General features: G+C 66.8%; 23 protein-coding genes. 14 read left to right on the forward strand and 9 right to left on the reverse strand.

Annotated elements, in window-relative coordinates; all coding sequences use genetic code 11:
* Positions 1-42: 42 nt before the first annotated feature.
* Together ACNR9O_RS12985 and ACNR9O_RS12990 are read right to left on the reverse strand one after the other, a co-directional pair.
* A complete protein-coding gene (locus ACNR9O_RS12985) occupies positions 43-447 on the reverse strand; it encodes a hypothetical protein (protein WP_473688241.1) in 405 nt (134 codons plus the stop codon).
* 18 nt (positions 448-465) lie between these two features.
* The gene (locus ACNR9O_RS12990; protein WP_473688239.1) at positions 466-810 is read right to left on the reverse strand and encodes a hypothetical protein; all 345 of its coding nucleotides are present in this window, start codon (positions 808-810) and stop codon (positions 466-468) included.
* Positions 811-1,076: 266 nt separating this feature from the next.
* Between ACNR9O_RS12990 and ACNR9O_RS12995 the strand changes: the two genes are divergently transcribed.
* From ACNR9O_RS12995 to ACNR9O_RS13020, 6 genes are all read left to right on the forward strand, one after another.
* Complete coding sequence (locus ACNR9O_RS12995; RefSeq protein ID WP_473688237.1) at positions 1,077-1,430, forward strand: hypothetical protein; 354 nt, start codon at positions 1,077-1,079, stop codon at positions 1,428-1,430.
* 197 nt (positions 1,431-1,627) lie between these two features.
* The gene (locus tag ACNR9O_RS13000; RefSeq protein WP_473688235.1) at positions 1,628-2,401 is read left to right on the forward strand and encodes an SDR family oxidoreductase; all 774 of its coding nucleotides are present in this window, start codon (positions 1,628-1,630) and stop codon (positions 2,399-2,401) included.
* Positions 2,402-2,547: 146 nt separating this feature from the next.
* Positions 2,548-3,453, forward strand: a complete 906-nt coding sequence (locus ACNR9O_RS13005) for a LysR family transcriptional regulator (RefSeq protein WP_473688233.1) — start codon at positions 2,548-2,550, stop codon at positions 3,451-3,453.
* A 93-nt stretch (positions 3,454-3,546) separates the two neighbouring features.
* On the forward strand, positions 3,547-4,719 hold the full coding sequence (locus tag ACNR9O_RS13010) for an MFS transporter (protein ID WP_473688231.1): 1,173 nt from the start codon (positions 3,547-3,549) through the stop codon (positions 4,717-4,719).
* Between the two features lie 39 nt (positions 4,720-4,758).
* A complete protein-coding gene (locus ACNR9O_RS13015; protein WP_473688229.1) occupies positions 4,759-6,183 on the forward strand; it encodes an HdeD family acid-resistance protein in 1,425 nt (474 codons plus the stop codon).
* Positions 6,184-6,609: 426 nt separating this feature from the next.
* Positions 6,610-8,103: a GGDEF domain-containing protein gene (locus ACNR9O_RS13020; protein ID WP_473688227.1), complete on the forward strand. Its 1,494-nt coding sequence runs from the start codon at positions 6,610-6,612 to the stop codon at positions 8,101-8,103.
* 4 nt (positions 8,104-8,107) lie between these two features.
* Here ACNR9O_RS13020 and ACNR9O_RS13025 read toward each other — a convergent pair whose 3' ends face one another.
* The 7 genes from ACNR9O_RS13025 to ACNR9O_RS13055 form a co-directional block, all read right to left on the reverse strand.
* On the reverse strand, positions 8,108-8,431 hold the full coding sequence (locus tag ACNR9O_RS13025) for a hypothetical protein (RefSeq protein ID WP_473688225.1): 324 nt from the start codon (positions 8,429-8,431) through the stop codon (positions 8,108-8,110).
* Positions 8,428-8,973: a hypothetical protein gene (locus ACNR9O_RS13030; RefSeq protein WP_473688223.1), complete on the reverse strand. Its 546-nt coding sequence runs from the start codon at positions 8,971-8,973 to the stop codon at positions 8,428-8,430. Before ACNR9O_RS13030 ends, ACNR9O_RS13025 begins: the two co-directional genes overlap by 4 nt.
* Before the next feature lie 182 nt (positions 8,974-9,155).
* Positions 9,156-10,118 (reverse strand): glycoside hydrolase family 43 protein, encoded by a 963-nt coding sequence (locus ACNR9O_RS13035; protein ID WP_473688221.1) that lies wholly within the window; start codon positions 10,116-10,118, stop codon positions 9,156-9,158.
* Positions 10,115-11,674 (reverse strand): carbohydrate-binding protein, encoded by a 1,560-nt coding sequence (locus tag ACNR9O_RS13040; protein ID WP_473688219.1) that lies wholly within the window; start codon positions 11,672-11,674, stop codon positions 10,115-10,117. The genes ACNR9O_RS13035 and ACNR9O_RS13040 overlap by 4 nt, the downstream gene beginning before the upstream one ends.
* A 94-nt stretch (positions 11,675-11,768) precedes the next feature.
* Positions 11,769-14,537, reverse strand: coding sequence for a TonB-dependent receptor (locus tag ACNR9O_RS13045; protein ID WP_473688217.1), 2,769 nt, complete (start codon positions 14,535-14,537; stop codon positions 11,769-11,771).
* Between the two features lie 117 nt (positions 14,538-14,654).
* The gene (locus ACNR9O_RS13050; RefSeq protein WP_473688215.1) at positions 14,655-15,845 is read right to left on the reverse strand and encodes a glycoside hydrolase 5 family protein; all 1,191 of its coding nucleotides are present in this window, start codon (positions 15,843-15,845) and stop codon (positions 14,655-14,657) included.
* Positions 15,846-15,990: 145 nt separating this feature from the next.
* Entirely contained in the window at positions 15,991-17,139 is a 1,149-nt protein-coding gene (locus ACNR9O_RS13055) for an aldose epimerase family protein (RefSeq protein WP_473688213.1), read from the reverse strand.
* Between the two features lie 413 nt (positions 17,140-17,552).
* Between ACNR9O_RS13055 and ACNR9O_RS13060 the strand changes: the two genes are divergently transcribed.
* From ACNR9O_RS13060 to ACNR9O_RS13095, 8 genes are all read left to right on the forward strand, one after another.
* Positions 17,553-18,278 carry a FadR/GntR family transcriptional regulator gene (locus ACNR9O_RS13060; RefSeq protein WP_473688211.1) on the forward strand — a complete coding sequence of 242 codons (726 nt, stop codon included), beginning with the start codon at positions 17,553-17,555 and terminating at the stop codon, positions 18,276-18,278.
* Positions 18,275-19,198, forward strand: a complete 924-nt coding sequence (locus ACNR9O_RS13065) for a 2-dehydro-3-deoxygalactonokinase (protein ID WP_473688209.1) — start codon at positions 18,275-18,277, stop codon at positions 19,196-19,198. Before ACNR9O_RS13060 ends, ACNR9O_RS13065 begins: the two co-directional genes overlap by 4 nt.
* Positions 19,195-19,836 (forward strand): 2-dehydro-3-deoxy-6-phosphogalactonate aldolase, encoded by a 642-nt coding sequence (locus ACNR9O_RS13070; RefSeq protein ID WP_473688207.1) that lies wholly within the window; start codon positions 19,195-19,197, stop codon positions 19,834-19,836. Before ACNR9O_RS13065 ends, ACNR9O_RS13070 begins: the two co-directional genes overlap by 4 nt.
* Positions 19,833-20,981, forward strand: a complete 1,149-nt coding sequence (gene dgoD / locus ACNR9O_RS13075) for a galactonate dehydratase (protein ID WP_473688205.1) — start codon at positions 19,833-19,835, stop codon at positions 20,979-20,981. The genes ACNR9O_RS13070 and dgoD overlap by 4 nt, the downstream gene beginning before the upstream one ends.
* Positions 20,982-20,983: 2 nt before the next feature.
* Positions 20,984-21,748, forward strand: a complete 765-nt coding sequence (locus ACNR9O_RS13080; RefSeq protein WP_473688203.1) for an SDR family NAD(P)-dependent oxidoreductase — start codon at positions 20,984-20,986, stop codon at positions 21,746-21,748.
* Entirely contained in the window at positions 21,745-22,647 is a 903-nt protein-coding gene (locus ACNR9O_RS13085) for an SMP-30/gluconolactonase/LRE family protein (RefSeq protein ID WP_473688201.1), read from the forward strand. The genes ACNR9O_RS13080 and ACNR9O_RS13085 overlap by 4 nt, the downstream gene beginning before the upstream one ends.
* Positions 22,648-22,702: 55 nt before the next feature.
* On the forward strand, positions 22,703-24,094 hold the full coding sequence (locus ACNR9O_RS13090) for a sugar porter family MFS transporter (protein WP_473688199.1): 1,392 nt from the start codon (positions 22,703-22,705) through the stop codon (positions 24,092-24,094).
* 228 nt (positions 24,095-24,322) lie between these two features.
* Positions 24,323-25,867, forward strand: a complete 1,545-nt coding sequence (locus ACNR9O_RS13095; protein ID WP_473688197.1) for an RICIN domain-containing protein — start codon at positions 24,323-24,325, stop codon at positions 25,865-25,867.
* The last annotated feature ends 550 nt before the right edge of the window (positions 25,868-26,417 follow it).

Consider the following 26,417-nt stretch of genomic DNA (forward strand, 5'->3'; position numbering starts at 1 on the left):
GATGATCCCCGGACCAGCGCAGAAATGCTCGTCCCGCGCGCTTTATTCCTTGACGACAGTTTTGGCCGAAAAGATGCCATGGATCACGCCCGTGTCGGGCGCATAAGACACAAACTGATTGTCTTCTGACGTTTCCACATGAAGGCGGCCACATGACTCGCACTCGTATGCATCGCGCCATAGCTCGAGCAATTTAGACGAAATGTGATCGCCCAGCACCTGGCCGTGATTGAGTCCCAAGGCGGCGTAATCGTCGCCAAAAGACCGCTCCAGTATCCACTGATGGCTGAGGCCCTGAAGAGCTGCTTCCACATAGCTCTGCAGCTCCGTTTCCAGCCAATTCTGCAAGGGGAGCGCCCAAGCGTCCTTCAGCACGCGAGCTTTGTAAGGCAATGAATCCGTTTGGTCCCGAATGACGCTCCCGCAGCGACAACCCAAGCTGCTCATATGTCTATCCCTTTCGCGCTAATACCGCGACACGTGCTTATCGATATGAAACCCGCAGGATTTGCACGGACCCGGCTGTCCCGGATGGGTGAAAAGATTGCCAAGGGACTGGTATCGCTGCCCGCATTTCGGACATGGCATGCGCAAAAACGGCAACGTACCGGCCGCCGTGATCACCGGTGCGGCGATCGCAAGCATGAGGCCGACCGTGCTGTATTCCGGCGGCATCCGCACATACGCATAGACGCACCCCATGCCCACGACGAAGGCGCCGACGGCCCATTGCTGTCGGTGCTGTATGGCGGTCTGTGCAGCTCTGAGCCGACGGCGCTCCTGCGCCGGATCCAGTGTTGGATTGCTCATGCGTTGTCCCCCTTTACTGTAGTGTTTTGTCCTATCTGCGGTTGGCAAACCTCACAAGCGCAAGGGTTGCCACGACACCTACAGATTTTCGACGCGTCCCGTCGGCCTTTCCTGACAGACGCCCCCAGACCGCTTTGTTAGTTTGCCGTCTGTCGCGCTCATGCACACCGCGACACGGCTTGCATTGCACTGCCATGCAAGCGCGGGCCGACCGGGTAGGCCCCCGATCGGCCCGCTGACCATCACCAACTAACCAGGAGTCGATAATGGCTGCCACTGATCATACGTCACCCGATTACTCCCTCACCGCCTCGACCGAACATCCGACCAATCCGCTCGGTCGCCCGCTCTACCTTTCCGACGACACGCAAGACCCCGACCAGCGCCTGCTTGCCCGCCTCGCCGGCATCCAGATGTCGATCAACGTGCTCAACGATCTGCTCGCCAACAGCGAGGCATTCCGCGATCAACAGGCTTGCGGGCAGGAGACGCCGCCCGGCGAGTGGCCACTGCCGCCGACGTATGTGGAAGGCCTGTTCGTCGCGGTGCACTTTCTTTGCGAATACGCCGAATCACTGAGCCTTCGCGCGCTGTCGGAGGCCGAGCAGGCCGACGCATGACGATCGCGGGCGCGGCGCACCCGCGCCTGCCCATCGCCGATGCGCATCTCACATCGCCCATGGCTCGATCGTCCAGGCACGGCGCCATCCTCCGAGCGATTGTTCGCCTCCGCTGGATAATCCATCCCGTTGCCACCGGCTGATGCATCGCTGCAACGAACCTAGACTCCCGCTTACCCCAACGCGAGGAGATTCCCATGGCGGACCATTCGATCAAAGGCAAGGTGGCGCTGATCGCCGGCGGCGCGAAGAACCTGGGCGGGCTGATCGCACGCGATCTGGCCCAGCACGGCGCCAAAGCCGTCGCCATCCACTACAACAGCGCCGCAACCAAGGCGGCGGCGGACGAAACAGTCGCCGCGGTGAAGGCCGCCGGCGCGCAAGCCGTGGCATTCCAGGCCGATCTCACCAGCGCGGCGGCGATGGAGAAGTTGTTCGCCGATGTCGTCGCAGCGGTGGGGCGTCCCGACATCGCCATCAACACCGTCGGCAAGGTGCTGAAGAAGCCGCTGGTGGAGATCACCGAGGCCGAGTACGACCAGATGTCGGCGGTGAATGCGAAGACCGCCTTCTTCTTCCTGCGCGAGGCCGGCAAGCACGTCAATGACCACGGCAAGATCGTCACCCTGGTCACCTCCCTGCTCGGCGCATTCACACCCTTCTATGCCTCCTACGCCGGCACCAAGGCACCCGTAGAGCACTTCACCCGCGCCGCGGCCAAGGAGTTCGGCGAACGCGGCATCTCGGTCACCGCCGTAGGCCCCGGCCCGATGGACACGTCGTTCTTCTATCCCGCCGAAGGTGCGGATGCGGTGAAGTACCACCAGAGCGCCGCGGCGCTGTCGCCGTTCTCCAAGACCGGCCTGACCGATATCCAGGACGTGGTGCCTTTCATCCGCCATCTGGTGAGCGACGGCTGGTGGATCACCGGGCAGACGATCCTGATCAACGGCGGCTATACCACGAAGTAGTCCTCACGCGGACGGTGTCGGCGCAGGCGACCCAAGAGCGTCGCCTGCTCCCCCTGGCGGCCGCGTATGATCGACCGATCGTGCGGTCGGCACCACGGCCAGCCGCGATGCCACACGGACTCGCGGCGGCAACGCCGGATACGCCCATGGACAAGCTTCAGCAGTACCGCATCTTCGCCCAGGTAGCCGACATGGGCAGCTTCATCCGCGCCGCCCATGCGCTGGAGCTGCCGCGCGCGTCCGTGTCCGCCGCTGTCCAGGCGCTGGAAACCGACCTGGGCGCCCGCCTGCTGCACCGGACCACGCGCCGCGTGCAACTCACCGCCGACGGCGCCCAGCTGCTCGATCGCGTCCGGCTGCTGCTCGCTGACGCGGAGAACATCGACGCCATGTTCCGCGCGCACCGCCAGGCTGTCGCGGGGCGGCTCAACGTGGACGCGCCCAGTCGCATCGCTCGTCGCCTCATGGCGCCGGCGCTGCCCAGCCTGCTGCGCCGGCATCCGCGTCTGCTGATCGGCCTCAGTTCGACCGACCGCGCCATCGACCTGGTGCGCGAAGGCGTCGATTGCGCCGTGCGCGTGGGCGAACCGAGCGCCAGCAGCCTGGTACGCCATCCGCTGGGCCAGCTTGCCTTGATCAACTGCGCCAGCCCCGAATATCTGCGTCGCCATGGCACGCCCGTCCACCCCGGCGAACTGGCGCAGGCTCATCGCATGGTCGGCTATGCCTCGCCCACGACAGGCCGCGAGCAACCCTGGGAATATCTTCAGGACGATCGCGAGCACACCATGCGCGTGGCCAGCCAGGTCGTGGTCAACAATGCGGAGAACTACATCGCCTGCTGCGAAGCGGGCATGGGCCTGATCCAAATTCCGCGCTTCGACGTCCAGCATCTGCTCGATCGCGGCATCCTGGTCGAAGTGATGCCCACGTTCCGGCCGGCATCCATGCCGATCGCCCTGCTCTACCCGCATCGTCGCCAGCGCTCGCGTCGGCTGGATGCGTTCGTCACCTGGTTCGAGGCGTTGATGAACCCGCACCTGGATAGTTGAGGCCGCTCGCGCGCGATCGGGCTCACCTTGCCTTCACTCAAACGCGGGCTAAGGTCCGCAGGTTGCCGACAGATGGCGGATGAGGATCCCTGGATGGAGGCTTCGACCGGTTCGCCGATGGTCGCGGCGCCCACGCGCTGGCGGCGGCAACTCTCGATGGCCGCCGTGATCGCCGCGGCCACCACGTTCGGGCTGACCTACAGCCTGTCCGCACCGCTCATCGCGCTGAGCCTGGAAGCCAAGGGCTATTCCAGTTCGTTCATCGGCATCAACGCGGCCATGCATGCGCTGGGCGTATTGCTCGCGGCGCCACTGCTGCCGGCGCTGTCCGCGCGCTGGGGCGCGCGGCGCCTGACGGTGGCGGCGCTGCTGCTGTCGGCGGTGCTCCTGTTGCTGTTTCGGGCCTGGCCCGTGGCCTGGGTCTGGTTTCCGTTGCGCATCGCCCTCGGAGCGGCGGCCGAAGCCTTGTTCGTGATGTCCGAGACATGGACCAACGTGCTCAGCGACGAGCATTCACGCGGACGCACCATGGCCATCTATACCGCCGCCCTGTCGCTGGGCATGGTGCTCGGCCCTGCGCTGCTCTCGCAGCTCGGCATAGGGGGCATGGCCTTCGCGGTGGGCGCGGTCATCTGCGCGTTCGCCATCGTGTTCGTGCTGCCGCCCTGGATACTGGCGCCAGCCGGTGGCGCGCCCGAGCGGGCGCAACCCGTGCGCTACCTCCGCCTGGCGCCGATCGCCATCGCCACCACGGTGCTCAATGCCGGCGTAGAGACGGCGGGGCTTTCCTTCATCGCGCTCTACGCGACCGGCATGGGCTGGAGCGAGCATCGCGCGATGCAGCTGATCTCGACCCTGATGCTCGGCGCCATCGTGCTGCAGCTTCCCATCGGATGGCTGGCCGACAAGATGGACAAGCGCAAGCTGGCCCTCGCGCTCGCCTGGATCTCGGCGGCCACCGCACTCCTGTGGCCTTTCGCGCTGCGCGAGCTGTGGCTCGCCTTCGGCATGGTGTTCGTGTGGGGCGGGCTGTTCGTGGGCATCTACACGGTGATGCTGGCGATGGTCGGCAGCCGCTTCCGGGGCAATGATCTGGTCGGCGTGTATGCGGTGATGGGGCTGGCCTGGGGCGTGGGCGCGCTGATCGGCCCCAGCGTGGCCGGCGTCGCGATGGCGGGCAGCGCACGCTTTGGCCTGCCCGGCATGATCGCGGCGGGCTGTGCCCTGTTCGCCCTGTTCATGTGGCGCTCGCGCAGCCAGACCTGACAAACGCGCCGCAAGGCGCACGGAAAGGAGTGCAGAGGCATGTTCCGCCTGATCCTGCTGTTGCTGGGCAACGATGTGGTGCGGCGCCGCTGGATCGCGCTGGCCATCGTGGGTGTGCTGTGGGCGTTGCTGGGCGCGGCCATCTTCGTCGATGCGCTCGACGGGGTGACCTACTTCCCGCTTCACGTGTTCGGCTACCTGCTGCTGATCGAGGCGGTGGTGACGCTGACGATCACGCCATCGGGCAACGACACGCGCGTGGTACTGCGCAAGGCACGCGGCGTGGTCTTCCTGCTGCTGGGACTGCTGGTCATCGATGGCCGCCACGGCGCCAGCATGACCCTGGCGATCGTCTTCGGGATCGCCTTTCTGGCCGACGGGCTGTTCCGCATGGCCGCGGCACTGGTCGTGCGCTTCGCCGGCTGGTCGCTGTCGTTCCTCACCGGCTTGCTGGAGCTGGGCTTCGCGGCCTTCATGTTCGAACCCTGGCCGACCTTCTACGCCGGCACGGTGCCCTACTGCATCGGCATGGGTCTGTTCCTGTCCGGCTGCGGGCTGGCCCGGATGGCGCTGCGCCTGCGCAGCCTGCCGCCGGGCGCGGCGGTATCGCTGTGGCTGTCGCGCGACTTGCCGCGCGAACTGGCCGTGCAGGCTACCCACACCAGCACCGATGGCCTCGCCACGGCCGGCGAGCTGGTCGTGCATGTATGGACGCCGGCCGGTTCCGTCACGGATGGCGCCGTGCCGCAGCCGGTCGTCGATCGCTACATCGCCGCCATCGACGGCAAGGGCGTGATTTCCACCGGCCACGCCGCGCTCGAGGCGCCGCCGGACATCTACATCAGCCATTACCCCGCCCAGGAGATCGATCGCTCCCAGGCGGATTTCACCCGCGCGTTGCGCGCTACCGCGGACAACGACGTGCCGGGCCGCTTTCAGCCCAGCTATGCGATCGAAGCCGCCGGCTGGTGCGATTCCACCGCGCAGGTGCGCTTCGAACGCTACAACCACGCGCGACTCGACGCGTTCTGGCGCCACTACCGCCAGACCACGACCTACAACCTCACTCATCGCAACTGCTCCAGCACCGTGGCGCACGCCTTGGAGGCGGCACTGGAAGGTTCGCTGGGCGGCTCGCAGGCCGGGCTGGGTACCGTGATACGAGCCATGTTCAACCCCGAACTATGGGTCGCTGCGCAATTGCAGCGGCGCGCCCAGGCCATGGCCTGGACGCCCGGCCTGGTGCTGGACTACGCACGCACGCTCCGCGCCGCCCTCCGGCCGACGCCCTTGGGCTGGTACGACCTGTTTGCCTCGACCGGACGTATCTGGCGCTACGCCGGGCTGGTGTGGCGGCGCGTGCCGATCAAGCCGGCAGCTGCGCCAGGCGACGATCGACCGGCCAGCCTCAAGGAAAAGGTGGCCGGCAAACACACCGACCATGACGGCGTGGGCAACCGCTGATCGCTCCGGCACGAGGCATGGAAAGGCCTTGCGCGAAGCAAAGCGAATATCGCCGCCCCCAAAAAGGGGTCCCCCCATTGCGGGGGGACCGGTGGCCGCCGGTTGGACAGGAAACAGGGCCGGCGACCGATGCCCGGTGGCTATGGAGAAGTTATGCCGGGCGAGACCAGATTCGCCCAGACGGCCGTGCCGGGTCTGTAGGAGATCGCCGGCGCATGTCGTGCGATGCCGCCGCGCGCGATGCCGCGCATCGGCTGATCGTGCGCAGGTATCCACGGGTCGGTTGACCCATCGCAAGAGGCCATCCGTGCGCTGGCGCCATTATCACGCCGTCGATGATGGCCGGCCCTGTGCCACACCCTGGCTCCCTTCAGGCTTTCGTGCTTAATTGACGACAAGGCCACCGCCGCCCGTGCCGGACTTTCCATGAAGCTGCAGGCCCTCGCCCCGCGCATCTACGCGCCGCTGCTGACGGCGCAGCTGGCCGTGACCGTCGCCGAGCCTCCACACGTGCTGAGCTGGAGCTATGCGCTGGTCCTGGCGATGCTCGGCTTCACCCTGTTCCTGGCTCTGCGGCGCGTCCGCTTCAGCGTGACGCACAACCGGCCGCTGTGGGGCTTGCTGCTGGCCGCCCTGCTGGCCCAGGCCGTGGCCTTCGTGCTGCTGTTCGCCGATTCGCTGATCAATCCCGAAGGCACGCTGGTCGCCTCCGATCCCACCTTCTATTTTTGCCTGAGCAGCCTCCTGCTCACCGTCGCCGCGGCCTACAACCCGGTGGCGCCGCTATACCGGTGGGCAGGCGCGGTCGATGCGGCGCTGGCGGTATTCATCGCGGCGCTGTTCTATCTGCTGGTGCACGAGCTGGTCGCCAGCGCGGATGCCGATGCGTCCAAGGCCCGCGCGGTGATGTGGATGTTCGACGCCATGGCGCTGTTCGTCGCGCTGTTTGCCAGCCTGCGCCTGGCCGGCACGCGCCGCCGCGACGAGCGGCGATTCTTCGTGGTGCTGACCGCGTTCGCCTGGATCGAACTGTTCGCGCCGGCCGCGCACAACCGCTTCGTCCTGTCCAGCGAGTCGTATGTGCCGGAGCTGCTGCTGAGCGTGCCGTTCGTGCTGGCCGGCATCCTGATCAGCCGCCGCCGCGCCGACTGGCTGCGCGGCTACCGGCCTTCGCCACTGGTGCGGCTGCTGGCCGCCGCCGTCAATCCGTTCGTGCTGAGCGTGGCGCTGTGCCTGCTCGCCTTTGGCCACCTGCATCGACACCCGGCACTGGCCATCGGCGCGTTGATCGTCGGCATCGCCTCCTATGCGCTGCGCGCGACGCTCGTGCTGGGCCGGCACATGGCTACCGAAGAAGAGCTGCGTCACCTGCAGCACGGCCTGCGCCGCGCCGCCCTGCGCGACGACCTCACCCAGCTGCTCAACCGCCGCGGTTTCCAGCGCGTGCTCGATCGCGAATGGACCGATGCGCGCGAGCGCGGCGAGCCGCTGGCGGTGGCGATGCTCGATCTGGATAGCTTCAAGGCTTTCAACGACACCTACGGCCACCTTGCCGGCGACCAGTGCCTGGCTTCGGTGGCGCGCGCCCTGGCCGGCGAAGCCGCCGCCATGCCGGGCGTGACGCTGGCCCGCACCGGCGGCGAGGAGTTCATCGCACTGATGGCCGGCTATGCGCCCGCAGCGGCGGGCGAGGCCCTGGAGCGACTGCGCCGCCGCGTCGAAACGCTGCACATTCTGCATGTGCGCGGCGTGCGCGGCTTCGTCACCATCAGCGCGGGGATCGCATCCACCGCACTGGCCGGTTATGCGGATGCCTCGGCGATGCTCACGGCGGCGGATGCGGCGCTCTACGACGCGAAGCGCAAGGGCCGCAACCAGGTTGCGTGGGCCGCGACGCCGGACACCGCCACGCTGACCTGACGGCTCATGGCCGTGACGGCGGATGCGCCGTGAAGATATCCCACGCGGACCAGATCGCCACAGCCAGCGCGGCCACCACGCCCAGCCCGTGCAGCCACACCAGCCATGTGCGCAGCCGCCAGTCGCCCTCGCTCAGGACGGCCCGATGCGCGGGCAGCTCCCACAGGAAATCGGGATAGCGCGAAAACAACCGCGGCTTGCCAACCGCTTCATAGACGCTCGGGTAACGACGGCGCAGCCGCAGATTCAAGGTGATCGACAGTGTGGCGAAACTCGCCACGAAAACCAGCACGCCCAGCCACAGGCAGAGAAACAGCGTGATGCTCACGGTGTCTTCCGGTAACGCTCGATCCATGACGCAAAGAGAGGAGCCAGTCGTTCGTACGACGCCTTGTCGCGAGCACTAAGGGTGAAGACGAGATAGTAATCGCCCTCTTCGCCATAGGCCACGCGCTCCCAATTTCCCTGATTGCCGGGCACGAAGGCGAAGGACCGCCATGCCTTTCCGTCGGCCGTGCGCAGGACGGGCCCCTCCGTGATCACCATGTCCGGCTCATGCTCCAGGAAGAAGCGATGGTCGCTTTTGATCAGCGCCTGCAGTGAATCGAGTTCCGGCTCGCGCGGCCGGTAGATCGCCTTGGCATACATGACCGCCCGGGCATCGGCAAAGCTCTCGCCATCTGGCACCCAGACATTGGCGCTCTGATGGATGCTTTGCTCCTGGTCGTGATGCCAACCCGGAATGGGCGATACCTTGGGCCACCAGTAGAAGCAGATCCTCGTCTCGCAGACGGTGGCGTATTTTTCAACCTCCGCACCCACGGCCAGCGGCAACAGGGCAGCGCAAAACAGTACGAGTCGCTTGAGCATTCCTTCGCTCCGGTGGGATCTACAGGATGGAAGGCTACAGCGGATAGCAGGCAAGCGCATGGCAGCAAGCGGGCAATGACGCAAAGCCCCCATAGATCTCACACGCCAGCGCCGCGCTGAGGCTCGCTCCCCTCATCCCATCGGCGCGACTTCGACCGTGACCGTAGCACCAGAGTCCGGCGTTACCGCGACCGAAATACCGGCCGTCCCTCGCCGTCCCACCCGAACCGCTGCATATACGGCGCCCGCTTCGCCGTGCACTTCCAGTCCGGCCCGCCGTTGGCGTGATAGATGATCCAGTCCTGCCCGTCGGCCGTCTTGAAGAAGCCGTTGTGCCCGGTGGCGTACACGTGGTGTTCCGGCGAACTGGCCACTACCGGGGCGGGGGCCTTGGTCCACGATGCCGGGTCCATCAGGTCCGTCGCGGCATCGGCGCTCAACAGTCCGATCGCGTAGCCGTCCGACCAGCACGCGCTCGCCGAATAGCTCAGGAAGACCTTGCCGCCCGGGCCCGCCAGGAATTCCGGCGCCTCGAGGATCTTGCGATCGCCCTGCATTTCCCAGGCAAAGGTCGGCGCGGCGATGTCCGCTTCCGGCCCATCCAGCGTCCAGGGATTGCGCATGGAAGCGATGATCAGATCGCTGTGATCGTCCACATAGGCGGAGTAGACGAAATACAGCCCGCCGCGATGTTCGAACACCGTGCCGTCGATACCGGTGTGCCTGGTGCGCAGCATGCCTTTGTCGATCCACTCGCCCTTGGTGGGATCGGGCGAGGCGTTCTCCAGCACGAACACATGGCGATGCGCGTCGTCATCGTGCGCCTTGTCCGCGGCGGAATAGTAGAGGTACCACTTGCCCTGCAGGAAATGCAGCTCCGGTGCCCAGATCGATGTGGAGTTGGGGCCCTTGGCAGGCGCACGCCACACCGTCACCGGCGTCGCTTCGCCCAGCTTCGCCATGTCGCGCGTCGCCCACAGCGCGATGCGGTCGCGCATCGTGTGCATGTAGTAATAGACGCCGTCGCGCTGAGTCACCCAGGGATCGGGGCCGGACGGCAGCAGCGGACCGACCGGTGTGCCGGGCGACTGCGCTTGCACGGCGCCAGCCAGCAACAGGCCCAGCAGCATCGCGTAACGCATCATGGCCCCTTTCCTTCCGGCGCCTGACCGTCCAGTTGCAGATAGTCCACGTCCAGCGCGTGCGCGCCGCCTTCCACGTCGATGGTGTTGAAGCCCGGCAGCAAGGTGGCCGAGACCGTCGCCAGCGCCGCGCCGTCGCCGGTCCTGGCGATCGTCGCCGGTGCGCGCGCGCCATTGACGGATAACGTCGGCACCGCCGGCAGCCCCAGGTCGGCAAAACGCAGACGCAGCGTGTGCGGGCCCGCCGTTGCGTTGATCACGAAGCGCAGCCGCGCTTCGCTGCCCTGTCCCAGCCGTGCCTTGCGGCGGTTCGATGCGGCCGGGTCGGGTACGGGCACAGCGTCGCTGAGCTGCGCATCCTCCGCTTCATAGCGGTCGAAACGCAGCGCGCCGATCGCGCCGAGCATCTCGTTGCGTCGCGCATCCGCCGGCGCGCTGTCCACCGATGAAGACGTCACGTGCAGGAATGTCCCGTCGTCGCGCGCCAGCAGTGCCTGCGTCCAGCCGGCGTGGATATTGCCGCTGCGCTTCTGCACCGGTGCTCGCACTTCCCACCAGGGGCCGCGGCCGGAGGCGTTGTTCCAGTACAACGTGCGCCCGCCTTCGTCGCCGCCGCCACCGGCGCGCTGCGCCGACACCACGATCACGCCCTCCGGCCCGCCTTGCGGGAACCACTGCACCACCGGACAAGCCGAAGGCCAGAAGCCCGACAAAGTCGTGACCGCCTCGCCATGGCGCTGCGGGTCGCCCCAATCCAGGCCGTCGCGGCTGAACTTGATGAACACCTGGCCGTTGCGCGGGCCGTCGATGTTCTCGTAGGTCATCGCGTAACGCTGGTCCGGCAGGCGCGCGACGATGGCCATGCCGGGACGCTGCACGCCGCCGGGAATCGCCACGTCCCACACTTCCTTGCCCCAGCTGCGCCCGCCGTCGGCGGACACCTTGTGCGCCAGCAGCTGGTTGTAGCCTTCGGCCTTGTGCTGCTCGCTGGAGTAGTAGGCGACCAGCCGTCCATCGTCCAGCAGATGCACGTTGGGCTCCCACACGCCCTTGTTGTCCTTGTCCTCCGGGCGCCCGCCGCCTTGCACGATGGAACTGCGATAGCGCCAGCTCTTGCCGCCATCGATGGACACATACATCTGCAGGTCTTCGACGTACACGCGGCCCTTATCGTCGTTGCGTGTCGCGTTGGCCGACAGCAGCAGCGCGCCGGCCGGCAGGTCCGCGGTGGCGCGCGGCAGTTCGGTGATGTGCGGCTGCCAGCGCAGCTGCCAGCGGCGGTCGCCGGCATGGGGCTGGTCCGTCACGTTCATCAGGAAGCGCCAGTGCGCGCCGCCATCGCGGCTCTCCCATAGCGGGACGCCGTCCATGCCGTCCTGCTCGAACACCATCAGCAGGCGCTCGCGGTCAGCCGTATCGCCATGCCCGGTCCGCACGATCGACGCATAGCCGGTACCGCCGGCGATGCGCTCGCCGACGACGCGTTCCTCATCGGCCCATGCGCCCGGCGCCGCGAACAGCACCGCATTCAGGGCCAAGGCCAGCCAACACTGCTTCATATCCTCTCCCGTCCATATCCCCCAAGAGAAAAAGCCGGACGGGACGGCACACGCCAACCGCCGCCCGTCCGGGGGAGGAATCACATCCGGTACATCACATCTTGAACCGCACGCCCAGGCCCACCGTGCGGTCCTGGTAGCGGATGTCGCGCGGCCGCGAATCGCCGCTGCCCCAGTACTGGTGCAGGTCGGCGCCGAGGATGTTGGTCGCGTTGAGCACCACCGTCACGTTGGGGTTGACGTCGTAGCCCAGCGAGAAATCCAGCTGGTTGGCCGGCTTCACCTCGTCGTTCACGCCCGCCACCGTGGGCTGGTTGAAGCCTTGGATATAGCGGCTGCGGTAGTTGTAAGCCAGGCGCGCGGACCAGCCGTACTTCTCGTACATCAGCACGGCGTTGTAGTTGTTCTTCGACACGTTCTGCAGCGGCGAGGTGAGCACCGGGCCGCCGATCACCTGCGGCGAGCGCGTGGAGCCCTGGATGTAGGTGTAGTTGAGTTGCACGCCCAGCCCGCTCCACGGGCCGGGCAGGAAGTCGAAGAACTGCTGATAGGCCAGTTCCGCGCCGTCGAGATGGCCCGAGCCCGCGCTCTGCGGCGAGTTGAGCTGGTAGGGCTGGCCACCGATGGTCACATCGGTGATGTAGTTCTGGATGTAGCCGTTGATGTCGCGATAGAACAGGCCGCCGCTCAGGTAGCTGCCCGGCGCGAAGTACCACTCCAGCGACGCGTCGTAGTTGTTGCTGCGGATCGGCTTGAGGTTGGGATTGCCGCTGCTCGCCGCGCCGGCGCGGTTGATCGTGCCCGGGTTGAGCGAGATCGACGGATTGAGCGCACCGAAGCCCGGATAAGTCACCGTCTTGGCCGCCACCAGACGCAACTGCAAATCCTCGCGCAGATGCAGGTTGAAGCTGAGGTTGGGCAGATAGACCGGCGCGCTGGTCGAGGCCGACAGCGGCGAGTACACGCCTGAGGACGCATCGAACGAATAGGCATCCAGATGACGCTTGATGCGCTCCACGCGCATGCCCGCCAGGCCGTCGTATGGCAGTCCGAACAGTTCGCCGCCGTAGCCGAGCTGCAGGTAGCCGGCGTACGACTTCTCCTGGATGTGATAGAAGCGGCCGGGATTTTCCGGCGCCAGGCCGGCAGGCAGGCCGTACAAGCCACGGATCGCGTCGGCGTTATTGGTGAGGAAGTTGTAGCAGCCGCTCAGCCACGTCGTGGGAATCGCGTCGGTGGTCGGCTGGTTGCAGAAATAGCCGCTCGGGAAGCGTGCCACTACCTGGTTGGCGGGGTTCGGGTTGAGCGCGATCTGGCCGGTGCCGCCCGGCGGCGGTGTGGAGATCTCCACGCTGCCACGGTATTCGGCCTTGTGGTTCGAATAGCGCAGGCCGAAATCCAGATACTGGAAGAAATCGCCGCCGATGTCGTACGTGCCGTCGCCACGCCACGCCGTCTGCTCGCCGCGCTGGTTGTTCCAGGTCTGGAACAGGCCATTGAGGTAGTAGTTCGATGGATCCACCTGCGGATTGCCGCCGAGCCCCCAGTTCTGCTTGCCGTTCCACACGGTGGTGATCGGCCCCTTGAGGAAGGTGTCGACGATGAAGGTCTGGTCGTGGAACGAGCTGGAATTGAACGACAGATCAGTGGACAGGTTGAGCTTGTCGCCGTGCCACTTCATGCCGATCGAGTTCTGGATGTCGTGGCCCCATTGCTCGTGCGCCTGCGTACTGGTGGCCGCATAGGTATCGCCGGTCCATACGCCGCTGGACGCGTCGCAGATGCGCTGGCCGTAGTACGGCGAGCCGGTCAGCTGGTTGGCGTAGCAGTTGCTGGTCACCGCCAGCTGCGACGGGCTGACCACGCCCACCGGGAAGCTGAAATAGAACGGCTGGTTGTAGCGATCCGAATCCCAGGTGTAGAGGCCTTCGACATAGACCTCGGTGTCCTTGTTAGGCTTCCACTGCAAGGCGTAGTTCGCTTCCTGGCGCTTGCGGCTGCCGATGTTGTAGTCGGCGCCGAAGCCATTGGGCGCGGAGATGAGATCACCATTGGCGGTGCGGATCGGCTGGCCGTCGCCGCCGGTGAGCACCTTGGGAAAGTCCGCCCACACCGCGTTGTACTGGTAGCGCTGCTTGTCGTAGCCCACGTTGAGCAGCGCGCCGAACTCACCGATGTCGGTCGACCAGCGGTTGCTCAGGAGCAGGCTTCCATTGGGATCGGTGCGGCCGCCGTACTTGCTGTGCGTGCCGGTGAGCGTGGCGGCGACCTTGGCGCCGTCGAAATCCAGCGGGCGATACAGCTGCATGTCCACCAGGCCGGCGATGCCGCCGTCGGGCAGGCTCGCTTCGCTGGTCTTGTACACCTGCACCGTCTTCACCGCGGTGGCCGGCAGGTTCTGGAAAGCGAATGCGCGCCCCACCCCGCTGAATATCTCGCGGCCGTTCAAGGTCGTGATCACGTTGGGCAGGCCGCGGATCACCACCGAGCTGGTCTCGCCCTGGAAGCCCTGCGCCACCTGCACGCCGGTGATGCGTTGCAGGGCGTCGGCCACGCTGTTGTCGGGCAGCTTGCCGATGTCCTCGGCGACGATGGAATCGACGACCATGCGCGAATCCTGCTTGAGCGCCTGCGCGCTGCGCAGGCTTTCGCGCAGCGGCGTCACGACGACGCCGGAGAGGTTCACCGCGTTCTTCGTGGAAGCCTCGTCGGCGGTACCGGCCTTCTTCTTCGCGGGCGGCGGCGCGGCCTGGTCGGTAGCCTGCTGCGGATCGGCGCCGTTGTTGTCGGCGGCGTACGCGGGCGCCAGCGCGGCGGCGACCGCGACGGCGAGCAGGGAAAGCGGGATACGATAGCGGTTCATGCGACAAACCTCCCCGTTCATCGGAGTAAAGCGCGCCCGGCGCGTGCCGGCGGCATGCGTTGAGAAAGAGAAACCGCGGCCCGCGCCTCGCGGGCCCGCGTCATCGGGTGAAGAACATCAGCGACTCTTGAGCAGGCCCTCGGCCGGATACGTCGCAACGTCCGCCGGCACCTTGCCGCGCGGGGCGTGCGACAGGCCGCGCAGGATTTCGGCTTCGCGCTGGCGATACGGCGTGCCGTCGCCATGCAGCAGATCGTGGAACCACAGCGTGGGCGGCTGGAAGGTGTACGGCCGCTGCCACGAATCCCACGGCATGATGGTCTGCGACTTGCCGTCGACGAAACCCCAGTTGACCATGCCGACGTCGAGCTTCTTGGCCAGCGGCAGCACACCATCGATGGTCGAGCCGTTGCCGCGCGCCATGTATTCGGTGCAGATCAGCGGGCGGCCGTAGCCTTCCAGCTGCTTCACGCGCCGCGCGAAATCTTCCGGCCAGCCGTAGTTGTGGAAACTGATCACGTCGGACTGCTCGACCTGGGTGCGCTCCACCGCATCGAGCTTGGCCGGGTCGGACCAGTCATCGTGCTCCCACAGACCGCTGGTCAGCGGCTGCGTGGGCGAGGCGCCGCGCGCCCAGGCGAACACCTGCGGCAGCAGCTTGGCGACCAGGTCGAACTTGTCCTTCGGCTCCCTCGCGTCGTAGTTGCCGCCGCCGGGATTATTCGGTTCGTTCCACACGTCCCAGGCCAGGATGCGCGAGTCTTTGGCGAAGCTGCCGACGATGTCCTTCACGTAGGACTCCAGGCGCGGGTACTGGCTCGGATCGGCCAGCGCCACGCCGGGGCTCTGCACCCAGCCGGAGTTGTGCACGCCAGGGATCGGCGGATGCTGCGGACCCAGCCTGGGCTCCGGATCCCAGCATGAATCGAACAGCACGAAGATCGGCTTGATGTGATGCTTGTCGGCAATGGCCAGGAACTGTTCGATGCGCTGCTTGAAGCCGGCCGCGTCCTGCTGCCACAGCAGATCGTGCAGGAACACGCGCATGGTGTTCATGCCCAGCTTCTGCGCCCAGCCCAGTTCGAGATCGATGCGCGCCGTGTCGAACGTCGCCGCCTGCCACATTTCCAGTTCGTTGATGGCATTGGCGGGAACGTAGTTGCTGCCCAGCGGCCATGCCTGCTTCGCGTACCACGCCTTGGCCTGGGCCGGCGTCCAGCGCGCGGCGGCGGTGTCCTGCTGGGCGAAGGCAGGCGTCGCGAACAGGACCGCCAGGCCCAGCGCCGTCGCCATCAGTGCATGCTTCATCCGGTACTCCCCTTATCGTCAGTCACGGCCGCCGGATGCGATGGCGGCGTCGGTTGTGCTCGGCCGCGAGGGACAAAGCGGCCCCGTGACGCCCGTCGCCGGGCGTCCTAGATGTCTGTCTCTGCAGGCGGGCTCTACGCGAGCGTCAGCGCTTGCCTTGCACCGGCTCCGTGCCGAATTCGTACACGATGGTGTGGCGATACTCCTGCCCCGGCGCCAGTCGCGCCGAACCGAAAGCCGGCTGGTTGGGCGTATCCGGGTGGAACTGCGGCTCCAGCGCGAACGCATCGCCCTGGCGGTACACATGTCCGCCTGTGCCCACGCTGGTGGCATCGAGGAAGTTGCCGGAATAGAACTGCAGGCCCGGCATGGTCGATTTCAGGATCATCACGCGGCCCGACTTGGGGTCCTCGACTTTCGCCACCAGCCGCGGCTCCTTGGCCACGTCGCGCGCGATCACGAAATCGTGGTCGTAGCCGCGGCCGTTGAGCAGCTGCGAGTCCGGCGTGCGGATGTCGCGGCCGATCGGCTTGCCCTGGCGGAAGTCGAAAGGTGTATTCGCTACCGGCTTGAATTCGCCCAGCGGAATCGAGGTCGCATCGATCGGCAGGAAGGTCTCGGCGGGAATCGTCAGCCGCTGCTCCATCACGCTGCCCGAACCCTCGCCCGCCAGGTTCCAGTAGGCATGGTTGGTCAGGTTGACGATGGTGGGCTTGTCGGTGGTCGCGCGGTATTCGATGGTCAGGCGATTGTGCGCGTCCAGCGTATAGATGGCCGTCGCGGTGAGCTTGCCGGGGTAGCCCATGTCGCCGTCGGGACTGACATGAGTGAGCGTGACGCTGGCGCCATCCGCACTGCTTTTCACGTCGCCCACGGCCCATAGCACCTTGTCGAAACCCTGGTTGCCGCCGTGCAGCGAATTGGGCCCGTCGTTGACCGGCACCTGATAGGCATGCCCGTCGAGCATGAAGCGCCCCTTGGCGATGCGGTTGGCATAGCGGCCCACGGTGGCACCGAAGTACTGCGGCTTCTTCAGGTAATCGTCGAACCTGGCATAGCCCAGCAGGATGTCGGCGCCTTTGCCGTCGCGGTCGGGCGCGATCACCTCCTGCAGGCTTGCGCCATAGGCGATCACGCGTACGCGCACGCCATGCCCGCTGTCGAGCACTACCGCCTCCACCGCCTTGCCGTCGGGCATCGCGCCGAAGGTTTCGCGCTTCGCTTCCGTCGCCTGCACTGTTATCGCCATCGTCATCGCACCTAGCAAGGAACCCAGCAGCACTGCCTGTCGCATGTGTCTTCTTCCCCTTACGAGACCCTTACGGGACGGGGCATGCAACCACATTGTATGATTATCGTGCAAGTGAGCCGACGCACTCTTTTTCGGCCTTGCGCAATGCAACATCCGCTGGTGCAGCACCTCGCTCAAGGCGCGCGAAAGGCCCTGCAGCTTGCGTTACGTGCCTGTTTACGTCGCTGCGTTTTTCACAATCGACATGGGAAATTTCGCAATGCGTCATGCGCTCCGGAGGAAGGTTTTGCGTCCGGCGATGCCGACGGCGGCGTGGCGCTTGTCGGGATGCGAGCGAAGTGCTTATAGTCCGTTTGTATGACAATTGGACCTGACGCGAGGGAACGTCAGGCGACGAGCGGCACCGCCGCCCTCTCGTCCGAAAGACTTACGGGGAATCTTTTCTAAGGATCTGCATGAAGAAGCCGCTCGCCGTTCGCACCTTGTATGGACACGTGATGCACGAACTCGGCCAGCGCATCGTCAGCGGCCAGGTGAAACCCGGCGAAGTGCTGCCACGCGAAGAGACCCTCGCCGAAACGCTCGGCGTCAGCCGTACCGCCCTGCGCGAAGCGCTGAAGGTGCTGTCGGCCAAAGGGCTGATCGCCTCGCGCACCGGCGTCGGCGCGCGCGTGCAGGAAGAACGCTACTGGAACCAGCTGGATGCCGACGTGCTGGCCTGGCGCTGCGCGTCCATGCCGGCCGACGACTTCGTCGACAAGCTGGTGGAGATGCGCGAGCTGATCGAGCCGGCCGCGGCCGCCGCCGCCGCGCGCCATCGCACGGCCGTGCAGCTGACCGAGATCGATGCGGCCTATCGCGCGATGGATGCGTCGCAGACGCTCGAAGCATGGAACGAGGCCGACCTGCGTTTCCACGATGCCGTGTTACACGCCACCGGCAATGAACTGCTGCATTCGCTGTTCGCAGTGGTGGAAACCGCGCTGAGCACCTTCTTCAGCCTGTCCTCGCGCAGCGCCAGCAACTTCAAGTACTCGCTGCCGTATCACCAGCAGGTGCTGGAGGCGATCCGCAAGAAGCAGCCGGAAGTGGCGCGCAAGGCGATGCTGGCGATGATTGCCGACTCGCGCGACAACCTGCGCCGCAGCCGCACGCGCGCCCGCCGGAAAACCTCCGCGTGAACGCCGCGCTGATCGCCCTGGACTGGGGCAGCACCCATCTGCGCGCCTACCTGTTCGACCAGGGCGGTGCCGTGCTCGACACGCGTGCCCTGCCCCACGGCATCCGCCAGTTGCCTGCCGGCGGCTTTCCGGAAGCGTTCGCCCTGGCCGCGCGCGATTGGCCGGCCTTGCCGGTACTCGCCTGCGGCATGGTCGGCAGTCGCAACGGCTGGCTCGAAGCGCCTTACCTGGATACGCCCACGAGCATCGACCGCCTCGCACGCCAGCTCACCCGCCTGGATGCGCCCAATGGCTATGTCGTGCACCTGGTGCCGGGCCTGCGCGATCCGCAACGCCCCGATGTGATGCGCGGCGAGGAAACCCAGATCGTCGGCGTGCTCGCGCGCCAACCCGATGCCACGCACCTCCTGCTGCCCGGCACGCACAGTAAATGGGTGCGGCTGCACGGCGGCGAAGTCGTGGGCTTTGCCACGGTGATGACCGGCGAGCTGTACGGCCTGCTGCGCCAGCATTCCATCCTCGGCGCGCAACTGCCGCAAGCGCGCGACGACGACGCGGCCTTCCTGCGCGGCGTCGCCGCCGCGCGCGACAGCGGCGCGGCCGGCGTGCTGTCGCGACTGTTCTCCGCGCGCGTGCTGATGCTCGACGGCGTGCTCGCGCCATCCTCCGTGCCCGATTACCTGTCCGGCCTCTTGATCGGCGAAGAACTGCGCATGGCGCTGGCCGCCGGCTGGGCCGATGCGCACGACGTCCTCTGGATGGTCGGCGAGGACGCGCTGTGCCAACGCTATCTGCGCGCCGCCGATGTGTTCGGCCTGCGCCTGGAGCGCGCGCCGGACGCCACCACCGCCCGTGGCCTGTGGCGCATCGCCGCCGCGGCCGCCCTCGTCTCCCCGCAAGCGACGGCCTCCACTTCATGAATACCTGGCTGCAATCCCTGCCGCTGGTCGCGATCCTGCGCGGCCTGCATCCCGACGAAGCCGTCGATATCGGCCATGCGCTGACCGGCAACGGTTTCCGCGTGCTCGAAGTGCCGCTCAATTCGCCCGAACCCTGCGTGAGCATCCGCCGCCTGGCAGACACGCTGGGCAACGATTACCTGATCGGCGCCGGCACGGTGCTGGATCCGGCGCGGGTGAAGGACGTCGCCGACGCCGGCGGCCGCCTGATCGTGATGCCGCACGCCGACGTCGCGGTGATCCGTGCGGCCAAGCAGGCCGGCCTCTACTGCGTGCCCGGCGTGGCCACGCCGACCGAGGCCTTCGCCGCGCTCGCCGCCGGTGCGGATGCGCTGAAGCTGTTTCCCGCCGAGCAGTTCACGCCCGCCGTGCTCAAAGCCTGGCGCGCGGTGCTGCCCAGACAGGTCGCCGTGCTGCCGGTCGGCGGCATCGCGCCGGACACCATGGCGCCGTGGCTGGCCGCCGGCGCCGCCGGCTTCGGCATCGGTTCGTCGCTGTACGCACCCGGCCGCCCGGCCGGCGAAGTCGCCGCCCGCGCGCGCGCTTTCGCCGACGCCTGGCGGCATCTCCAGGCTGATTCGCAAGGACCCCGTGCATGAAGATCACCCGCCTCACCACCTTCCTCGTGCCGCCACGCTGGCTGTTCCTGCGCATCGATACCGATGCCGGCATCAGCGGCTGGGGCGAGCCGGTCGTCGAGGGCCGAGCGCAGACCGTCGCGGCGGCGGTCGATGAGCTCTCCGATTACCTGGTCGGCAAGGACCCGCGCCACATCGAGGACCTGTGGAGCGTGATGTACCGCGCCGGCTTCTATCGCGGCGGACCGATCCTGATGAGCGCGATCGCCGGCATCGACCAGGCGTTGTGGGACATCAAAGGCAAGGATCTGGGCCGGCCGGTATACGACCTGCTCGGCGGCCCGGTGCGCGATCGCATCCGCGTGTACTCGTGGATCGGCGGCGACCGCCCGGCCGACACTGCGCAGGCCGCCAAGGAAGCCGTGGCGCGCGGTTTCACCGCGGTGAAGATGAATGCCACCGAGGAAATGCAGTACGTCGACAGCCACGACAAGGTCGAGCGCGTGCTCGCCAACGTGCAGGCGGTGCGCGACGCGGTCGGGCCGAACATCGGCCTGGGCCTGGACTTCCACGGCCGCGTGCACAAGCCGATGGCCAAGGTGCTGATGCGCGAGCTGGCGCCGTACAAGCTGATGTTCATCGAGGAACCGGTGCTGTCGGATTACCTCGAATGCATCCCCGAGCTGGCCTCCATTTCGCCCGCGCCGATCGCGCTGGGCGAGCGCCTGTATTCGCGCTACGACTTCAAGCGCGTGCTCGAGACCGGCGGCGTGGACATCCTGCAGCCCGATCCCTCGCACGCCGGCGGCATCACCGAGACGCGCAAGATCGCGGCGATGGCCGAAGCCTACGACGTGGCGGTCGCCTTCCATTGCCCGCTCGGTCCTATCGCGCTGGCCGCCAACCTGCAATTGGATGCGCTGTGCCACAACGCGTTCATTCAGGAGCAGAGCCTGGGCATCCACTACAACGCGTCCAACGACCTGCTCGACTACGTCACCGACCGCAACGTGTTCGCCTACCAGGACGGCTACGTCACCATGCCTACCGGCCCCGGCCTGGGCGTCACGGTGAACGAAGAGTACGTCGCCGAGCGCGCCAAGCTCGGCCACCGCTGGCGCAATCCGTTGTGGCGCCATGCCGACGGCAGCGTGGCGGAGTGGTGAGCATGAACCAGTACGCCACCTATCCGAGCCTGCGCGACCGCCACGTGTTCGTCAGCGGCGGCGCTACCGGCATCGGCGCCGCCTTCGTCGAACACTTCGCGCGCCAGGGCGCGCGCGTGTCCTTCATCGACATCGACCGCGAGCATGGCCAGGCGCTGGCCGAAAGCCTCGCCGGCGAGAGCCACCGGCCCACATTCATTACCTGCGATGTCACTGATCTGGACGCCCTGCACGCGGCGGTCGCTGTCGCGCGCGATACGCACGGCCCGGTCGGCGTGCTGGTGAACAACGCGGCCAACGATGTGCGCCACCGCTTCGGCGACACCACCAGCGAGCAGTTCGACCGCAGCATCGCCATCAACCTGCGCCATCAGTACTTCGCCACCCAGGCGGTGCGCGATGACATGCGCGCGCTCGGCGGCGGCTCGGTCATCTGCCTGGGCTCCACCGGCTGGATGAAGAAGAACGCCGGCTATCCGATGTACGCCATGGCCAAGTCCGCGGTGCATGGCCTGGTCAACGGCCTGGCGCGCGAGCTTGGCCGCGAGCGCATCCGCATCAACGCGCTGGTGCCCGGCTGGGTGATCACCGAGAAACAACGCCGCCTGTGGCTGGATGCCGACGGCGAAGCGGAGATCGAACGCACGCAATGCCTGCCCGGATACCTGATGGCCGAAGACCTTGCACGCGCCGCGCTGTTCCTGGGCGCGGACGACAGCCGCATGTGCACCGGCCAGTCCTTCCTCGTCGACGGCGGCTGGGTATGAACGCGCACCTCGTCCACGAGGCCGCCAACACGCTCGGCGAAGGCATCCTGTGGAGCGAACGCGAGCAGGCGCTGTACTGGACCGACATCCACGCCGCGGTGCTGTGGCGCCTCGAGCCCGCCAGCGGCGCGCTGCGGCAATGGAACATGCCCGAGCGCCTCGGCTGCCTCGCGCTGTGCGAGACGGACGGCTGGCTGCTGCTCGGGCTCGCCTCGCGCCTGGCCTTCTTCCATCCGCAGAGCGAGACGCTGCTGCCGCTGGTGGACGTGGAACCGGGCCTGCCCACCCGCCTCAACGACGGCGCCTGCGATCGCCAGGGCCGTTTCGTGTTCGGCACGCTGCATGAGCCCGGTCCGGGCGAGACGCGCCAGCCGGTGGGCGCCTTCTACCGGCTCAACACCGACCTCACCCTGGAACGCCTCAACCTGCCCGGCGTGAGCATCAGCAACAGCATCGCCTTCAGCCCCGACGGCGGCACGATGTATTTCTGCGATTCGCCCTCGCGCCTGATCCATGCCTGCGACTACGGCGACCGCTGCGGCGAACCGCGCGTGTTCGCGCGCGAAGACGATCCGCGCGGCGAACCGGACGGTTCGGCGATCGATGCCGAAGGCTTCCTGTGGAACGCGCAATGGGGCCTGGGCCGCGTGCTGCGCTACGCACCGGACGGCCGCGTCGACCGCGTCATCGAGGTAGCGGCCACGCAACCGACTCGCCCCGCCTTCGGCGGCCCGCGGTTGGACACGCTTTACATCACCAGCGCGCGCGACGGCCTGTCCGCCGAGGCGCTGGCGGCGCAGCCATTGGCCGGCGCGCTGTTCGCGGTCGAGCCCGGCGTCGCCGGCCTGCCCGAGCCGCGCTTTCGCGGCAGGCCGCCGGAACCATCCCGTCGCGCCTGATCTGTTTATCCACACCTGGCGGTCATCCATTCACGCAAGCGAGGTCGTCCCGTCCATGAATTCCCAAGTCATCGCATCACCCACCGCCCGGACCCGGGGCACCGTGATCTACACCTGTGTGCTCGCCGCGCTGGCCGGCCTGATGTTCGGGCTGGACATCGGCGTGATCTCGGGCGCCACGCAGTTCATCAAGGCGGAGTTCGCCATCAGCGATCACATGATCGAAATGATCGTCAGCTCGATGATGCTCGGCGCCGCCGCCGGTGCGCTGGGTGCGGGCTGGATGTCCTCGCATCTGGGCCGCAAGCGTTCGCTGATCCTCGGCGCGGTGTTGTTCGTCATCGGCTCGCTGCTGTGCGGCGTGGCCTGGTCGCCGGAGACGCTGATCGCCGCGCGCGTGATCCTGGGCCTGGCCATCGGCCTGGCCACCTTCACCGCGCCGCTGTATCTGGCCGAAGTGGCGCCGGAGCATATCCGCGGCGCGATGATCTCGACCTACCAGCTGATGATCACCATCGGCATCCTGGTGGCCTTCCTTTCCGACACCGCCTTCAGCTATCACGGTGCCTGGCGCTGGATGCTCGGCATCATCGCTATTCCCGGCGCGCTGTTCCTGCTCGGCGTGCTGGGCCTGCCCGACAGCCCGCGCTGGCTGATGATGCGCGGCCGCCGCGACGAGGCCATCGAGGTGCTGCGCCGCCTGCGTGGCGACGAGGTCGTGGTGGCGCGCGAGGCTGCCGACATCCAGGAGCAGCTCAAGACCCCGCAGCGCAGCTGGGACCTGTTCACCGAGAACCGCAACTTCCGCCGCTCCGTGTACTTGGGCGCGCTGCTGCAGCTCATGCAGCAGTTCACCGGCATGAACGTGGTGATGTACTACGCGCCGCGCATCTTCAAGGAAATGGGCTACGACACGGCCGCACAGATGTGGTTCACCGCGCTGGTGGGCCTGACCAACGTGCTGGCCACCTTCATCGCCATCGCCCTGATCGACCGCTGGGGCCGCAAGCCGATCCTCTACACCGGCTTCACCGTGATGGCCGTGGGCCTGGGCGTGGTGGGCGCGATGATGCATGGCGGCATCAACGGCCAGACCGAGCAGTACTTCACCGTAGCGATGCTGCTGATGTTCATCGTCGGCTTCGCGATGTCGGCCGGCCCGCTGATCTGGACGCTGTGCTCGGAGATCCAGCCGCTCAAGGGCCGCGACTTCGGCATCGGCGTCTCCACCTGCACCAACTGGATCACCAACACGATCGTGGGCTATACCTTCCTCAGCCTGCTCAACAGCATCGGCAACGCCAACACGTTCTGGCTGTACGCCGCGCTCAACGCGGTGTTCATCGTGCTGACGTTCTGGCTGGTGCCGGAGACCAAAGGCGTCACGCTGGAGCAGATCGAACGGAACCTGATGGCAGGCAAGCCGCTGCGCGAGATCGGCCGCTGACCACTCTTTAACCCCCTCTCCCCTCCGGGGAGAGGGTTGGGGTGAGGGGTCGGCCGAAGCGTAGAAGAGGCAAAGGCAGAGCTTGTCCCGCCCCGTCGCTTTTCTCGATCCCCACCCTGTCGGCACCTTCTCCCCGGCGGGGAGAAGAGTTTCAACACGAGGCCGGACCACCGGCCCGCATGCTCCACACTTTCAAAACACGCCACCTACTCATCCGGAGAGAACGTCATGCAGCGCATTCGTTCCTGGTGGTCCTGTCTGTGTTTTCTGTGGCTGCTCGTCACCCTGGGCACCGCCCATGCCGCGACCGGCACCGTCCTGCAAGGCAGTACGCTCTACCCGCGCGTCGTGCGCCTCGAACACGGCCCCGCCAACACCTACGGCCAGCTGATCGCCAGTACCAACGGGATCATCTTCCGCAGCACCGACAACGGCGCCAGCTGGACTCTGCTCGGTCCGGTACCCACCGCATCCGGCAGCACCGAACGCTGCTGCGCCACGCTGTACGAACTTCCGCAGCAGGTCGGCTCGCTCGCCGCGGGCACGCTGATCTCCGCCGCCTCCTACTTCTCCGGCGGCACGCCGGCGGTGGAGGTCTACGTCAGCACCAACCAGGGCGTGTCGTGGACCTACCACAGCACGCCGGTACTCGCCGGCGACAGCAGTCATGGGCTGTGGGAGCCGGAGTTCAGCGTCGCCAGCGACGGCGCGCTGGTGATGTTCTGGTCCGACGAGACCGACCCGTGCTGCAGCCAGAAGCTGGCGCAGATCCGCAGCTACAACGGCAGCACCTGGCAGGACAAGAGCGACACCGTGCGCAGCACCATCCAGGGCGACCGCCCCGGCATGATCACGGTGAGCAAACTGCCCAACGGTCATTTCTTCATGAGCTACGAACTGTGCGGCCCCGCCGCCTGCACGGTGTTCTCGCGCACCTCCACCGACGGCTGGAACTACGGCGATCCGACCAACATGGGCAGCAAGGTACAGACGGCCAGCGGCCAGTACCTGGAACACGCACCGCTCAACAAATGGAGTCCGTCGGTGCTGTCGGCCAACGGCGCGATCCTGCTGGTCGGCCAGGTGATGTACGAATCCAATGGCAGCGTGTCGGCGTCCAATGGCAAGGTGCTGTTCGTCAACACCAACGTGGACGGCACCGGCAACTGGTACACCATCGCCGCGCCAGTGCAGGTGCCCGGCGCGTACGACAACTACTGCCCCAACTACTCCTCGGCACTGCTTCCCGCGGCCGATGGCTCCAGCATCCTGGAGCTGGCATCGGACTACCTCAACGGCGGCTGCATCACCTACTTCGCCAGCGAAGCATGGAACCGCCTGCCGGCGGACGGCTCGATGCACGTGTTCCAGAGCGTGCAGGCGCCGGCGCTATGCCTGGACAACACCGGCTGGTCTACCGCCAACAACACCAGCGCGGAACTGTGGGACTGCAACAACGCGCCGGTGCAGAACTGGATCGTGCACGCCAAAGGCAGCGGCTGGTTCAGCATCCAGAACCAGCAGACCGGCCTGTGCGTGGACAACACCGGCGGCAGCACCTCACCCGGCAACCTCGTCACGCTGTGGGGCTGCGCCAATAACGCCAACCAGAACTGGCAGTTCATGGATCTGGGCAATGGCAGCTACAAGCTGATGAACCAGGCATCCGGCTCGCTGATGCTGGACGATCCGGCCGGCTCGACCACGCATGGCACGCAGCTGCAACTGTGGACGGACAACGGGCTGGCGCCGCAGCAGTGGATTTTGCGCTGAAAAGAAAACCGCCTCAGTCAGCCCCCTCTCCCCATCGGGGAGAGGGTTGGGGTGAGGGGCCGGGCGGAGCGAGAGATTGAAGGCTTGCCAGAACCTCAGGCGCGAAATGCCCGCACGATGCGACGCATTCTCGAGCACCCGCCCCTCACCCCGCCCTCTCCCCGGAGGGGAGAGGGAGAAGTGCTGTGCACCCGCGAAAACCTCCAGCCCCCTCTCCCCTCCGGGGAGAGGGTTGGGGTGAGGGGCCGGGCGGAGCGAGAGATTGAAGGCTTGCCAGAACCTCAGGCGCGAAATGCCCACACGATGCGACGCATTCTCGAGCACCCGCCCCTCACCCCGCCCTCTCCCCAGAGGGGAGAGGGAGAAGTGCTGTGCACCCGCGAAAACCTCCAGCACCCTCTCCCCTCCGGGGAGAGGGTTGGGGTGAGGGGCCGGGCGAAGCGAGAGATTGAAGGCTTGCCAGAACCTCAGGCGCGAAATGCCCGCACGATGCGACGCATTCTCGAGCACCCGCCCCTCACCCCGCCCTCTCCCCGGAGGGGAGAGGGAG

It is taken from the genome of Dyella sp. CR10, assembly GCF_055814425.1.